Here is a 14,594-nt window from a genome sequence, read left to right on the forward strand (position 1 = left end):
CGGCTGACGATCGATGGGGGTGGGTTTCGTAGTCGCAGGCCAGACGGCGGCGCATTTCTCAGCCGCCGCACCGGCCCGCTGTGCCGGAAGCGGTCGATGCGGAGGAAGGGCGTGTTTCCCGGCATGAGCGCGGGGCGGTGTGCAGGGGATTTGCACCTTCCGTAGCGGCATGTGGTCCGGTGGACTTACGCGCCGGGTGTCGGCCGCCTGAGGAAAGGTCCCTGCTCATGCATTCGTCGTTCGTGCCGCCCCGTCAGGTCAGGATCGGTGACGCGGCCGCCTTCGCCGGCACCACGCCGCGGGCGATTCGCCACTACCACGAGATCGGTCTGCTCCCCGAGCCCGAGCGGGGCGGCGACGACCGCCGCCGTTATGGGTACGAGGACATGATCCGACTGCTGTGGATTCGCAAGATGGCCGACGCCGGGATCGCTCTGGACGACATCCGTGACGCCTTCACCACCGGCATCGCTTCCGCCGGCACGGACTGCGAAGACGGTATCGCGGTCATCCTGGATCGGTTGGAGGAAAGCCTCGCCGACCAGGAGGCGGAATTGCGGCGGCAGCGGAACGCCGTGCAGCGGATGCGCACCGAAGGCAGCCGGATGGGGCTGCTCTCCGACTTCGTCACCGAACGCCTCAAGAGGCTGCCTGAGGGCTCCCTGCGCCAGGCGGATCTGGACACCCTGTTGGTCACCGAGCGGATCTTCGGCCCGCTCGGCGCAGCCGTCCAGGCCACGCGCTTCATCGTCCTGGCCAGGCATCCCACGCTGCGGATGGATTCTGACCGCGTCGATGACGCCGAGGAAGCACTCGACGACAGCGTCGCCGTCGACGATCCACGGGTCGCTCAAGTGGCCGCCGAGCGGCACGCTTTCGAACGCGCCCTGCACACCGTCATCGAGGAATCCGGCCTGGACGAGGAGGACGATGCCCTCTTCGACGCCTGGGACACTCTGCACCCCGAGGACGGCGACGACGAGGCCGGTCTCAGCCCTAACAGGCGGGAGGCCGGCTCCATGAGCGCGGGCGAAGCGATCGGCAAGATGCCCTACCACTTTTCCCCAGCCCGCCTGCGCTGTATGCAACTTGCCCTAGAACTGTCCGTCCAGGACTCACCCGGCACCTGAAGGACGGCCCTCGCGGCGGGTTGTGCCGTGCGCGTGCCACCGCAGGTGCGCCCGGGTCGAGGGCCCCGGCCGGCCGAACGCCTGGCTGAGCCAGTACGTCCAGTAGGTGCCGGCATCGTCCGAGGAACGCATGACCGTGGTGGTTGTCCGAAGCGCCCGACTCCGTACGTGCCCGCGCAGCCGCACCGCGCGGAGGAGGCGGAAGACCGGAAGCGCGGGAGTCGTCGATCGGCTTCGGCATATGGCGGAACGGGAGGAGTGAAACCCGGTCGTGGCCGGGTGAGCAGTGCGGGCAAGGGGCATTGCTGTGACGTTCGTGCAGTACATCAGCACTATGGAGGTCATCATGTCCAAGCGTCTACTGACTGCAGGGCTGCTCGCGGCCGGCCTGGTTGTGGCCGGGGCGAGCGCCGCAGCCGCCGGTGATCACGGCAACGAGCAGGGCGGTGCCTTCGGCGGCGGCTACTCGCAGGATGCCTACGTCGGCGTGTTCGCCAACGCCGGCGGGCCCAACGGCGCGTCCTACCTCGAAAACGGTGCTGCTCACGCCGACGGCGGCTTCTTCGCCCACCGGTAGGCAAACGGTCGGCTGTCGTCTCCGCAGAGGAGACCAGCCGGCGCCGCAGGAGTACCGGCCGAAACCCGTGTCCGGTGGGCGCCGATTCCTCCCGGTGCGGGGCGGGACGAGTGCCGGGCGTGCGCGGGCACTTTCGTGATGAAGGCGCCCGCGTTTCCTCTTCCAGCAGGCACGCCGGCCCCGCACCGCAGATTGATCAGAGCACAGCGGTGTTGTGGGGCTCATCGCGCCTGGTGCCCCGCGAGCGTGTGCAGGACGTCGGCGACCGGGGTGGGGTCCAGGGGGCCGACATGCGACGCCCCGGGGAAATCGTGCACGCGGAAGCTGTTGCCGGGGGTGGACGCGTCGGCTTCCGCGATCATTCTGTCCTGGAGCGCGGTGGCGATCGTACGGTCCCTGCCGAACCGCAGGTACGTGCGGGGAACGCGTCCCCAGGTGCCGGCCCGGCCGACCGCTCGGCCCGCATAGGCGGCGACGGGCTCGTCGGTCTGCATGCCGGCCAGCATCCGGCGGAAGTCGGTGTCGGGGTAGTCCGCACAGATCATCTCCTTCAGGAGGGCCAACTCGCCGCTGACACCCGTACGGAAGTTCAGCCGCAACACCCCGAGCCGGTCCGGGTCACCCACCGTCAGCTCCACCGGGCTGACGGCGTCCGCGTTCTCGGGTGCCGCCGTGCAGGCGTCCGCGGTGGGCAGGACGCGGCTGGGGCAGAAGGCAGCCATGTAGCAGATGTGGTGAAGCAGGTGCGGTACGGCGTCGCCGACCCGGCTGACCGACACGCCACCCAGACTGTGCCCGACCAGCACCACCGGTCCGTTCCGTGCGGCCCGCCGCACGATGCCCGTGACGCGCGCCTCGTAGTCGTCCAGCCCGAGGCCCTTCAGCGGGGAGGGCTCGACCGCCATCGCTGCGAGATCCTGCCGCTGGTACGACTCCGCCACGAAAGCCTCCGCGCCGTGCCCCGGCTGGTCCACCATGACGACGCGGTGGCCGCGCAGCACCAGCTCGCGGGCGATCGGCGTCCAGAACGCGCCGGCGCTGTGGGTCCCGTGCACCAGCACGTAGGTCGCGAGCCCGCGACGGGGGGCCGCCGCGGCCGGCGAGGCGACGAGCCCGGCGGCCGACGCCACTCCCCCCACCGCGAGTCCCAGCCCCCGCAGCGCCGTCCGCCGGGTGACACCTGTTCGTTCTCTGTTCGTGTCATCCATCATGAACACAACGCTATGAACGGCCCGTTCGGCCCACCAGCGGTCCAGCACCCCCACAGAGGTGGACCCAGAACCACCCCCGCCGTGCGGCTCGCGGGTTGCCCGGAGGCGCTGCCGCACTCCGGGCAACCCGCGAGCAAGTCACCGCCCGATGGCCGGTGGCAGGACCTCTCAGGTGTGGCTCCAGCTTTGGCTGCCGCCGTTCGAGCAGGAGGAGAGCTGGATCAGGGTGCCGTTGGCGGTGCCGCCCGAGACGGTGTCGAGGCAGAGACCGGACTGGACGCCGACGACGGATCCGTTGGAGTCGAGGCGCCATTTCTGGTTGTCGCCGCCCCAGCAGCTGTAGATCTGGACCCTGGTGCCGTTGCCGGTGCCGCCGGCGTCCAGGCACTTGTCGCCGTAGACCCTGAACTCACCGGCCTCGGTGTACGTCCACTGCTGGTTGGTCCCGCCGTGACAGTCCCACAGCTGGAGTTGGGTGCCATCGGCGGTGCTGGTGCCGGGCACGTCCAGGCAGCGGCCCGAACCGACGCCCTTGATCTGCCCGGATTCCGCGGGGGGCTCGGTGGAGTCGCCGCCGTTCAGTGCGTTGAGGACGGCGGTGTAGGCGGACTTCTTGCTGCCGTCGTTGTTGAACAGCAGCGGCGTCTGCTCCGATCGCCAGGAGTCGCTGTCGCGCACGCCCCAGACGGTGACGCCCAGGCAGCGCTCGACGGCCAGGCAGTCGTTGATCACGTTGCTGTAGGTCGCGGCCGGGGCTCCCTGGATGTCGAGTTCGGTGACGGCGACGTCGACACCGAGCGCGGCGAAACTCTGCAGGGTGGTGCGGAAGTTGCTGTTGTAGGGGCTGCCGCTGTTGAAGTGCGACTGGAAGCCGACGCAGTCGATCGGTACGCCGCGCTGCTTGAAGTCCCGCACCATGTTGTACATGGCCTGGGTCTTCGCCCAGGTCCAGTCCTCGACGTTGTAGTCGTTGTAGCAGAGTTTGGCCGCCGGGTCGGCGGCACGTGCGGTGCGGAAGGCGACCTCGATCCAGTCGTTCCCGGTGCGCTGCAGGTTGGAGTCCCTTCGCGCGCCCGAACTGCCGTCGGCGAAGGCCTCGTTCACGACGTCCCACTGGGAGATCTTGCCCTTGTAGTGGGCCATCACGCCGTTGATGTGGTCGATCATCGCCTGGCGCAGGGTGCTGCCGCTGAGGCTCTGCATCCAACCGGGCTGCTGGGAGTGCCAGGCCAGGGTGTGGCCGCGCACCTCCTTGCCGTTCTGCACCGCCCAGTTGTAGACGCGGTCGGCGCCGGAGAAGTTGAACTGGCCTCGCTGCGGTTCGGTGGCGTCGATCTTCATCTCGTTCTCGGCCGTCACCGAGTTGAACTCACGGCTCGCGATCGACGTGTACGCCGAGTCGCCCAGCTTGCCCGAGGCGATGGCGGTGCCGAAGTAGCGGCCGCTCTGCGCCGCCGCGGCGCCGAGGGTGCTCTCGGCCGCGTGGGCGGAGGGCGGCGCCACGAGTGCGGTGGCCGTTCCGAGGACGCCGACGACCAGCGCCAGCAGCAGACCGCGCGCCTTTCGGCGTATATCGGGTCTGGGAAGGGTGCGGGAGCCCATGACAGTGCCTCCAAGGCAGGGGTCACGAAGGGACTGGAGCGCGGGAGAACGCGTCGTCCCGCGCGGGGAGAGCCAACGTGCGTGTGCGAACCTCACCGGAACGCACAGGGTGGCGCGGGTGCTTCGGTGCGCAGATCTGCCCGCGCGGCTGTGCGTCGAGCTGCCGTGCAGCACAACGCACGCGGGGGTCAACCATGTTCGGCATACCGGACTGTTGCCGGTTTCTCAGCAGGGATGATCGACGCACCGATGAGGCGTCGTCAATACTTTTCACAAGCACGTTTCGGGGTTTGGCTCGAAAGTTTCATACACGCACGGACCGGCTACGGGCTCGACCAGGAGGCTTCCGACTTTTGGCTCACGGCAGCACGGCAGTATTGCGCGATTCGAAACTTTCGAGGCCGTGACGGGATCTGAAGTCCGTCAGCGGCCGGGGGGCGCGGTCGAAGCGCGTACCACGAGTTCGGTGGCGAGCTCGATGTGGTGGGACTCGGTCTTCTCCCCGTTGGCGAGCCGGAGGGCGGTGCGCAGGGCGGCGCCGCCCATCTCCCGCAGCGGCTGGCGCACGGTGGTCAGCGGCGGTGAGGCCATCTGCGCGAGGCTCGTGTCGTCGAAGCCCACGACGCTCAGGTCTTCCGGGACGCGCAGACCGCGGACACGTGCGGCCTCCACGGCGCCGACGGCGATCTCGTCGTTGCCCGCGAAGATCGCCGTCGGTGGCTCCGGCAGGTCCAGCAGCGCCGCGGCTCCGAGCGCCCCGGTCTCGTAGGTGAATTCTCCCGGCCGGACGTGCGCCTCGGGCACCTGGAACCCTTCCGCCTCCATGGCGGCGCGGTAGCCGTGCATGCGCGCCTGGTTGCACACGGCCATGGCGGGGCCGCCGAGATAGGCGATACGGCGGTGCCCCAGGGAGAGCAGGTGCCGGGTCGCGGCCAGGCCGCCGGCGAAGTTGGTGGCCCCGACACTGTTGACCCGGCTGTCCGGCAGGTGCAACGGGTCCAGCACCACCAGCGGCAGCCCCGACCGGGCCAGTTCGTTCAGGTGCGCCGCGGTGTACACGCTGGTGACCGCGATGACGGCGCGACGCCCGGCCGAGACCAGGTCCCGGGCCCAGTGCGGGGCGCCGGACGCCCTGCTGATCACGACCGAGGCCCCCAGCTCGGCGGCGGAGTCGATGATGCCTTCCAGGGTCTCGGCCACGTAGGACTTCAGTCCGCCCTTGAACTGCACCTCGATGGTCGGGCCGGCGGCGGCCTCGGTGTGGCGGAACACCGGAGCGAGGTAGTCGTGCCGGTGCAGCAGTTCCTGCACCCGTGTGCGGGTCTGCGGCGCCACGTCCCCGCGACCGTTGACCACTTTGGACACGGTCGCGACGGAGACTCCGGCCTCCTGGGCGATGTCCGCCAAAGTGGTGCGCCTCGCGTTCGGTCGCATCGGTTCCTCCCACGTGTGCCTCCACCGGAGTGGTGAGCCGCCGGCCGGGCCGGCAACGCATCCCGGCTCTCAGCTTCTGCCCTCCACCCTCTGCGATCAACCAATCCTTTTCGAAAACTTTCGACGCTTGCCACTCAGCGCTTCACACGGTCGTCGAGGCCTGGACCATGGCATTTATCGCCTGTACAAGGCCGCTCATGCAGATGCCTTGACAGGGCATCAGCGCCAAACCTAATTTGCACGCACAGAGCACGGAGAAGGCTGTTTCGAAAATCTTTCACCATGACTCACGAGAAGCCGGCGGCTCTCGAGTGCGGAGAAAAGACATGGCGCTCTCCCGACGTTCCCTCCTCGGCCTGGCCGCCGCTGTACCGGCCTCCGCGGCGCTGGCCGCCTGCGGCTCGTCCGGACCCGGCAAGAGCGGTGGCGGGGCCACGTACTGGTACCTGAACGGCCAACCGCAGGAAGGCGTCCGGGCCGGCGCGGTGGACGCGTACAACAAGGCCCATCCCGACGACGGGATCGAGGACACCACCTTCCAGAACGACGCGTACAAAACGAAGATCAAGACCGCCATAGGCGCCGGACAGGCGCCCACCATCATCTGGGGGTGGGGCGGTGGGACACTGCGCACCTACGCGAAAGCGGGCCAGGTCGAGGACCTCACGTCGTGGTTCGAGGAGCACTCCGACATCAAGAAGTCGCTCCTTGCGACCTCTTTCGACCCGGCGACCGTCGACGGCAAGATCTACGCGATGCCGTGCGAGAACGTGCAGCCGGTCGTCCTCTACTACAACAAGAAGGTCTTCGACCAGGTCGGGGTGGAACCGCCCGAGTCCTGGGACGACATCATGGCGCTGGTGCCCGAGTTCAACGCGAAGGGCATAGCGCCGTTCTCCCTCGGTGGCCAGTCCCGGTGGACCAACATGATGTGGTTGGAGTTCCTGTTCGACCGCATCGGCGGACCCGAGGTGTTCCAGGCCGTCATCGAGGGCGAGAAGAACGCCTGGTCCCACCCGGACGCCATCGCCGCGCTGACCAAAGTGCAGGAACTGGTCGAGGCGGACGGGTTCATCAAGGGCTTCTCCTCCATCACCGCGGACTCCAACGCCGACCAGGCACTGCTGTACACCGGCAAGGCCGCGATGATGCTGCACGGCTCGTGGTCGTACGGCATCCAGCAGGCCGACGGCGGGGACTTCGTCGCCGGCGGCGGGCTGGGGTACATGAACTTCCCGCCCGTCGACGGGGGCAAGGGCGATCCGAGCAACACGGTCGGCAACCCGGCCCAGTACCTGTCCATCTCCTCGAAGGCCACCACCGAGGAGAAGAAGATCGCCAAGGACTTCTTCGCGACCGGCGTCCTCCAGGACGCCGAGGTCAAGGCGTGGATCGACAACGGCTCGGTGCCGGTCCGGCTCGGCACGGAGAAACTGCTGGCCGCCTCCAAGAGCGCCGACTTCCTCGAGGTCAACTACGGCATTGCCAGCAAGGCCGGGACGTTCGTGCAGTCCTGGGACCAGGCGCTCAGTCCCACGGCCGCCGAGACCCTGCTGGACAACATCGTCAAGCTATTCCAACTCTCCATCTCACCAAAGCAGTTCGCCGGCGCCCTCAACGCGGTCATCGGCAAATGAGCTCACTCACCGGCCATCCGCCCCGTCGCCCGCCGCGCAGCATCCTGCCGTGGCTGGCAACACCGGCGCTGGTGGTCTTCGTCGGTTTCGCGGTGATTCCGCTCGTCGGTGTCTTCGCGCTGAGCTTCACCACCTGGGACGGGATCGGCACCATCCACCCGTCCGGGCTGACCAGTTGGCGTGCGGTGCTCACCGACCCCGGGCTGCCGCACGCCCTCTGGGTGACGTTCCTGGTGATGGCCGTGTCCTGGGCCGTGCAGACACCGCTGAGCATTCTGCTCGGCACGTTCCTGGCGGGCCGCCAGCGCTACCGTGCGGTGCTGGGCGTGATCTACTTCGTGCCCCTGATGCTCAGCTCCGCGGCGATCGCCATCGCGTACAAGGCATTGCTGGACCCCAACTTCGGGCTCGGGGCGGGGCTGGGGCTGCAACTGCTCAGCCAGGACTGGCTGGGGCGGCCCGGGCTCGCCTTCGGAGTCGTCGTCTTCGTCGTCTCCTGGCAGTTCGTCCCGTTCCACTCCCTGATCTACCAGGGTGGTGTCCAGCAGATTCCGCACTCCCTCTACGAGGCGGCGCAGTTGGACGGCGCCGGACGCATCCGGCAGTTCTTCAGCATCACGCTGCCCCAGCTGAGGTACACCATCATCACCTCGTCCACACTGATGGTGGTGGGGTCGCTGACCTTCTTCGACCTCATCTTCGTCCTGACCGAGGGCGGACCGGGTGACGCCACCCGGGTCCTCGCACTGGACATGTACAAACGGGGCTTCCAGGCCAGCCTGATGGGCCCGGCCAGCGTCATCGCGGTCATCCTCGTCCTGCTGGGTCTCGCCCTCGCCCTGCTGCTGCGCCGGCTCGGAGGCCGGGACGCCGGGGCGAGCCAACTCGAGGGGGCCTGAGGTGACCGCCACGCTGCCCGAGGCACGACGACCGCCCGGGACCACCGGCCGCGAGCGGCCACGCCGCTCCTCCCGGCCGGCCCGCCGACGCAACTGGGCCGGCGGCCTGGCCGGATGGATCTGGCTCGTCGTCGTGGCCGTGCCCCTGTACTGGACCCTCATCACCAGCCTCAAGGCCCAGAGCCGCTACTACGGGAGCAACCCGCTGGTGCCGTCGGGCGATCCGACACTGGACAACTACCGGCTGGTCATCGAGTCCGACTTCCTCCGCTACTTCATGAACAGCGTGTTGGTCACCGCCGGCGCCGTGGTCCCGGCGGTCCTGTTCTCCTTCATGGCGGCCTACGCGATCGTCCGAGGGTGGCGCATGCGGGTCCTGCGCGCGATGAACGGGCTCTTCCTCATGGGTCTGGCCATCCCGCTGCAGGCGACCGTGATCCCCGTCTACCTGATCATCATCAAACTGCATCTGTACGACACCCTGCTGGCGCTGATCCTCCCGTCGATCGCCTTCGCCATCCCGCTGTCGGTACTGGTGCTCGCCAACTTCGTCCGCGACGTCCCCAAGGAACTGTTCGACTCGATGCGGGTCGACGGCGCCACCGAATGGACGACGCTGTGGCGGCTGGCGGCGCCGCTCACCCGGCCGGCCATCCTCACCGTGACCATCTTCAACGCACTGACCATCTGGAACGGGTTCCTGCTGCCCCTGGTGCTCACCCAGAGCCCGGAGCGCCGCACCCTGCCGCTCGCGCTGTGGACCTTCCAGGGCCAGTACAGCGTCAACGTTCCCGCCGTGCTCGCCGCAGTCGTCCTCACCACACTGCCCGTCCTGGTCCTGTACGCGTTCGGCCGCCGCCAGTTGCTGAGCGGTCTGACCGCTGGATTCAGCCGTTGACCGACGCGGCCGACGGCGGATCCCGGCTTGCCGGGACCCCTTCGCCCTGGGAGGAAAGTGACCGCCAACGTGGCTGAAGAGAAGACCCCCGCAGTCCCTGTCTGGAATGACCGCGCTGTTTCCGTGTCGGAGCGGGTCGATGCCCTGGTCGGGGCGATGACTCTGCGGGAGAAGATCGCGCAGTTGTACGGCGTGTGGGTGGGTGCGTCCGACGAGGGTGGGGATGTTGCCCCTCACCAGCACGACATGGAGGAGGCCGTCGATCTGGATGTGCTCCTGCCGGCCGGGCTGGGTCAGCTGACCCGGCCTTTCGGTACGGCTCCGGTCGATCCGGCGTTGGGTGCGCTGTCGTTGATGCGCAGTCAGGCCCGGATCGCCGCGGAGAACCGGTTCGGTATTCCCGCTCTGGCGCACGAGGAGTGTCTGGCGGGGTTCGCCGCGTGGGGCGCGACCGCCTACCCCGTCCCGCTCTCCTGGGGTGCCACGTTCGATCCGCATCTGGTGCGGCGGATGGCTGCGACCATCGGCCGTGACATGCGGGCCGTCGGCGTGCATCAGGGGCTCGCGCCCGTCCTTGACGTGGTGCGCGACGCCCGCTGGGGCCGGGTGGAGGAGACCATCGGCGAGGACCCCTACCTCGTCGGGACCATCGGCACCGCCTACGTGCAGGGCCTGGAGTCCGCCGGGATCGTGGCGACCCTGAAGCACTTCGTCGGCTACTCGGCCTCCCGCGCCGGACGCAACCTCGCCCCCTCCTCGGTGGGTCCGCGTGAGCGCGCCGACGTCCTGCTGCCGCCCTTCGAGATGGCCGTCCGGGAGGGCGGCGCCCGCTCGGTCATGCACGCCTACACCGACCTCGACGGCATCCCCGCCGCCGCCGACGAAGACCTCCTGACCGGCCTGCTGCGCGACACGTGGGGATTCGACGGCACCGTCGTCGCCGACTACTTCGGCATCGCCTTCCTCACCACCCTGCACGCCATAGCCGGCGACTGGGCAGACGCCGCCGGGGCCGCGCTGCGGGCGGGCGTCGACGTCGAACTGCCCACCGTCAAGACGTTCGGCACTCCCCTGGAGGAGGCCGTCACCGACGGCCGCGTCCCCGAAACGCTCATCGACCGCGCCCTGCGCCGGGTCCTGACCCAGAAAACAGCCCTCGGACTCCTCGATGCGGACTGGACCCCGCTCCCGCCCGCCCTGACCGGCGCCGACCTCGACACCCCCGACACCCTGCGCGGCAGCATCGACCTCGACGGCCCCGCCAACCGCGCACTGGCCCGCACCCTCGCCGAGGAAGCCGTCGTGCTGCTCAGCAACGACGGCATTCTTCCCCTCACCGCGCCCCGCCGCATCGCCCTGCTCGGCCCCAACGCCGACGAACCCACCGCCGTACTGGGCTGCTACTCCTTCCCCCAGCACATCGGCGTGCACCACCCCTACAGCCCCCTCGGCATCGAACTGCCCACTCTGCGCGACACCCTGACCGCCGAGTTCCCCGACACCCGGTTCACCACCGCCCCCGGCACCGGCATCGACGACGGCGACACCTCCGGCATCCCCGAAGCCGTCCGAGCAGCCCGGGACGCCGACATCGCCGTCGTGGTACTCGGCGACCGGGCCGGCCTGTTCGGACGCGGCACCAGCGGCGAAGGCTGCGACGCCGAGTCACTGGCCCTGCCCGGCGCCCAGCAGCAGCTCCTCGACGCCCTCCTCGACACCGGCACCCCACTCGTCACCGTCCTGCTCGCCGGCCGCCCCTACGCACTGGGCCGCGCCGCCGACGAGTCCGCCGCCGTCGTCCAGGCCTTCTTCCCCGGCGAAGAAGGCACCCACGCCATCGCCGGAATCCTCGCCGGACGCCTCAACCCCTCCGGGCGCCTCCCCGTCAGCGTCCCCCGCATACCCGGAGCCCAGCCCACCACCTACCTCGGCCCACGTCTCGCCCACGTGAACAACGTCTCCAGCATCGACCCCACCCCCGCCTTCCCCTTCGGCCACGGCCTCACCTACACCACCTTCCACTGGACCGACCTCGCCGTCGACCACCACGAAGCACCCACCGACGGCGCCTTCACCATCGCCCTCACCATCCGCAACACCGGCCGGCGCCCCGGCACCGAAACCGTCCAGCTCTACCTCCACGACCCCGTCGCCTCCGTCGTTCAGCCGGTACAGCGCCTCATCGGCTACACCCGCCTCACCCTCGACCCCGGCCAGGCCCAACGCCTCCACGTCACCGTCCCCGCCGACCTCGCCTCCTTCACCGGACGCGACGGACAACGCATCACCGAACCAGGCACCCTCGAACTACGCCTCGCCTCCTCCAGCACCCAACCCCACCTCACCGCCGGCGTCACCCTCACCGGCCCCCAACGCCACGTCGACCACACACGACACCTCCACGCCGAGTTCGTGGTCGGGCAGGAGCCGGTCGCCCGAGCATGACCCCGGGCCGTCCCGGACGCGGACTCAGTGGGAGTCGCGGGGGACCTCGTGCCCGCGGCTCCCGCGCAGGAACCCGAAGTCGGCGCCCCGGTCGGCCTGTTCCACGTTCTGTGTGTACAGCCAGGTGTAGCCGCCGGTGTACCGCTCGGCGGGGGCCCGCCACGTCTGCCGGCGTCGGGTCAGCTCGGCGTCGTCCACGTCCAGGCTCAGGGTGCGGTTCGGGACGTCGAGGACGACGGGGTCCCCGTCGCGCACCAGGGCGAGGGGTCCGCCGACGGCGGCCTCGGGCGCCACGTGCAGGACCACCGTCCCGTACCCGGTGCCACTCATCCGGCCGTCGCAGACGCGCACCATGTCCTTGACGCCGGCCTTCAACAGCTTGGCCGGAAGCGGCACGTTGGACACCTCGGGCATGCCGGGGTAACCCCTGGGACCGGCGTTGCGGATGACGATGACGGTGTTCTCGTCGATGTCGAGGTCGGGATCGTCGGCCACCACGTGATAGGCCTCCGGGGAGTCGAAGACGCGCGCGGGACCGCGGTGGGTGAGCAGATGCGGTGACGCGGCCGACTGCTTGATCACGGCACCGTCGGGGCACAGGTTCCCGCGGAGTACGGCGATACCGGTGCCGGCCGGCTGGAAGGGGGCGTCGAGGCGGGTGATGACGTCGGAGTCGACGCGTTCGGCGTGCTCGGTGTTCTCGGCGACGGTGCGTCCGGTGACCGTGATCCGGTCGCCGTGCAGCAGCTCCGCGCCGAGCAGTTCGGCCAGTACGGCGGGCAGGCCGCCCGCGTAGCAGAAGTCCTCCATCAGGTAGGTGCCGCTGGGCATCAGGTTGACCAGCGTCGGCACCGCGCGGGCCAAGTCGTCGAAGTCGCGCAGGTTCAACTCGACGCCGACGCGACCGGCGAGTGCGGTGAGATGGATGATGGCGTTCGTGGAGCCGCCGATGGCCGCGTTGACCCGGACGGCGTCCTCGAACGCCTCCCGGGTCAGGATCCGCGAGGGGCGCAGCTCCTCCTCCACCATCCCCACGATGCGCTGCCCGGCCGCCTGCGCGGTCTCCATCCGCCGGGAGTCGACCGCGGGCCAGGCCGCCGAGCCCGGCAGCTGCATACCCAGCGCCTCGGCCACGCAGGCCATCGTCGAGGCGGTCCCCATCGTCATGCAGTGCCCGTTGGAGCGGGCCATGCAGCCTTCCGCGAAGAAGCACTCCTCCTCGGTCATCCGCCCGGTCTTCAGGTCTTCCTCGAACTTCCACACGTGGGTGCCTGAACCCACGTCCTGGCCCCGGTACTTGCCGTTGAGCATCGGCCCGCCGGTGACCATGACGGCGGGCAGGTCGACGCTGGCGGCGCCCATGAGCATGGCGGGGGTCGTCTTGTCGCAGCCTGACAGCAGCACGACACCGTCGAGCGGGTTGGCCCGGATCAGCTCCTCGACCTCCATGGCCATCAGGTTGCGGTACAGCATGGCGGTGGGACGCATCAGGGTCTCGCCGGTGGCCATCGTGGGGAACTGCAGCGGCAGACCGCCCGCCTGCCACACACCGCGTTTGACGGCTTCGGCGACGCGGGTGAGATGGGTGTTGCACGGGGCGAGTTCGGAGGCGCTGGTCGCGATGCCGATGACCGGACGCCCGTCGAACACCTCGTGCCCGAGACCCTGGTTGCGCATCCAGGAGCGGTACAGCATCCCGCTGCGGCCCTGTGCGCCGAACCAGGCCTGGCTGCGTCGGTTCGTCCTCTGACCGTCGGTCATGCACTCACTCCCGTGGCTGTGGCGTCGTCCGCTTCGCGATGGGGCGTTGCCGGGTGAGGCCCCGCGGGCCGTACCCTGGGACACAATCATTAAATGATTCGATGAATGGCGTCCAGGGGGCGAGCGAAGACCGTGGTGCACTTCCCGACCACGCATCAGCGCGTGGTCGACGAGCTCGGACAACGCATCGTGGCGGGTGCGTGGGAGCCCGGTGATGCGTTGCCGGTCGAGGACGTGCTCGCGGCCGGGATCGGCGTCAGCCGGGGGATATTGCGGGAAGCGGTCAAGGCACTGGTGGCCAAGGGAATGCTGCGCGTACGTCCGCGCACCGGCACGCGTGTGCTGCCCCCGGAGCACTGGAACCACCTGGACCGCGACGTGCTGCGCTGGAAGCAGGCCCGGGACGCGACGGCTCTGCTGCGCGACACGGGTGAAATGCGCCGGATCGTCGAGCCCGAGGCGGCCCGGCTCGCCGCCCACCGGGCCGGCCCCGACGACGTACGCGTCCTGTACGACTCGCTGGCGGCCATGGAGGCCGCGGCGGCGGCCCCCGGGCGCAGCGGTTACGTCGAGGCGGACATCGCCTTCCACCGGGCCCTGCTCGACGCCAGCGGCAACCGTCTCCTCGGCTCGCTGGGCCGGGCCGTGGACATCGCGCTGGAACACAGCTTCGTCGTCAGCACGCGGACCCCCGGCGCGGTGGAGGCGTCGTTGCCCCGTCACCGTGCCGTCGTGCAAGCCGTCGAGGCAGGTGATCCCGTGGCCGCGGCGGCCGCCGTACTGTCCGTCATCGAAGCCGCCGAACAGGAGATCGCCCAGTCGCCCGGATCGCCCGGCGACACCGGGCACGGGACCGTGTGACAGCAGCCGGGCCGGACGGTCGTGGGCGCCGCGTCACGGCGCATGCCGCGGGGGCCGTGTTCCGCCGTCGGACACGACAGTCCGCCGCTCTGCGGCCCCGGCCATCCCGTAGGCGACGTTCGCCGACGCGACGGCGGTC

At 69.5% G+C, this 14,594-nt stretch carries 11 protein-coding genes; 7 read left to right on the forward strand and 4 right to left on the reverse strand.

Annotated features, from left to right (window positions below; all coding sequences use genetic code 11):
- Nucleotides 1-227 precede the first annotated feature (227 nt).
- Together IG94_RS0102430 and IG94_RS0102435 are read left to right on the forward strand one after the other, a co-directional pair.
- The gene (locus tag IG94_RS0102430) at nucleotides 228-1,130 is read left to right on the forward strand and encodes a MerR family transcriptional regulator (protein ID WP_031030194.1); all 903 of its coding nucleotides are present in this window, start codon (nucleotides 228-230) and stop codon (nucleotides 1,128-1,130) included.
- A 307-nt stretch (nucleotides 1,131-1,437) separates the two neighbouring features.
- Nucleotides 1,438-1,707, forward strand: coding sequence for a hypothetical protein (locus tag IG94_RS0102435; RefSeq protein ID WP_123937818.1), 270 nt, complete (start codon nucleotides 1,438-1,440; stop codon nucleotides 1,705-1,707).
- A 221-nt stretch (nucleotides 1,708-1,928) separates the two neighbouring features.
- On the opposite strand, the gene IG94_RS0102440 is transcribed toward IG94_RS0102435, so the two are convergent.
- From IG94_RS0102440 to IG94_RS0102450, 3 genes are all read right to left on the reverse strand, one after another.
- The gene (locus IG94_RS0102440; RefSeq protein ID WP_043482750.1) at nucleotides 1,929-2,924 is read right to left on the reverse strand and encodes an alpha/beta hydrolase; all 996 of its coding nucleotides are present in this window, start codon (nucleotides 2,922-2,924) and stop codon (nucleotides 1,929-1,931) included.
- Between the two features lie 162 nt (nucleotides 2,925-3,086).
- Complete coding sequence (locus IG94_RS0102445) at nucleotides 3,087-4,520, reverse strand: endo-1,4-beta-xylanase (RefSeq protein ID WP_031030200.1); 1,434 nt, start codon at nucleotides 4,518-4,520, stop codon at nucleotides 3,087-3,089.
- 423 nt (nucleotides 4,521-4,943) lie between these two features.
- Nucleotides 4,944-5,954 carry a LacI family DNA-binding transcriptional regulator gene (locus IG94_RS0102450; protein ID WP_031030202.1) on the reverse strand — a complete coding sequence of 337 codons (1,011 nt, stop codon included), beginning with the start codon at nucleotides 5,952-5,954 and terminating at the stop codon, nucleotides 4,944-4,946.
- 326 nt (nucleotides 5,955-6,280) lie between these two features.
- Between IG94_RS0102450 and IG94_RS0102455 the strand changes: the two genes are divergently transcribed.
- From IG94_RS0102455 to IG94_RS0102470, 4 genes are read left to right on the forward strand one after another with little or no spacing between them, the layout of a single operon-like run.
- On the forward strand, nucleotides 6,281-7,591 hold the full coding sequence (locus tag IG94_RS0102455) for an extracellular solute-binding protein (protein ID WP_031030205.1): 1,311 nt from the start codon (nucleotides 6,281-6,283) through the stop codon (nucleotides 7,589-7,591).
- A complete protein-coding gene (locus tag IG94_RS0102460) occupies nucleotides 7,588-8,490 on the forward strand; it encodes a carbohydrate ABC transporter permease (RefSeq protein WP_031030207.1) in 903 nt (300 codons plus the stop codon). The genes IG94_RS0102455 and IG94_RS0102460 overlap by 4 nt, the downstream gene beginning before the upstream one ends.
- 1 nt (nucleotide 8,491) lies before the next feature.
- Nucleotides 8,492-9,388, forward strand: coding sequence for a carbohydrate ABC transporter permease (locus IG94_RS0102465; protein ID WP_031030209.1), 897 nt, complete (start codon nucleotides 8,492-8,494; stop codon nucleotides 9,386-9,388).
- A 57-nt stretch (nucleotides 9,389-9,445) separates the two neighbouring features.
- Nucleotides 9,446-11,833: a beta-xylosidase/alpha-l-arabinosidase gene (locus tag IG94_RS0102470; protein WP_031030211.1), complete on the forward strand. Its 2,388-nt coding sequence runs from the start codon at nucleotides 9,446-9,448 to the stop codon at nucleotides 11,831-11,833.
- Between the two features lie 24 nt (nucleotides 11,834-11,857).
- Here IG94_RS0102470 and IG94_RS0102475 read toward each other — a convergent pair whose 3' ends face one another.
- The gene (locus IG94_RS0102475; RefSeq protein WP_031030216.1) at nucleotides 11,858-13,594 is read right to left on the reverse strand and encodes an IlvD/Edd family dehydratase; all 1,737 of its coding nucleotides are present in this window, start codon (nucleotides 13,592-13,594) and stop codon (nucleotides 11,858-11,860) included.
- A 105-nt stretch (nucleotides 13,595-13,699) separates the two neighbouring features.
- Between IG94_RS0102475 and IG94_RS0102480 the strand changes: the two genes are divergently transcribed.
- Entirely contained in the window at nucleotides 13,700-14,455 is a 756-nt protein-coding gene (locus tag IG94_RS0102480; protein ID WP_031030219.1) for a FadR/GntR family transcriptional regulator, read from the forward strand.
- Nucleotides 14,456-14,594: the final 139 nt, after the last annotated feature.

Source organism: Streptomyces olivaceus (assembly GCF_000721235.1).
GTDB lineage: Bacteria > Actinomycetota > Actinomycetes > Streptomycetales > Streptomycetaceae > Streptomyces > Streptomyces olivaceus.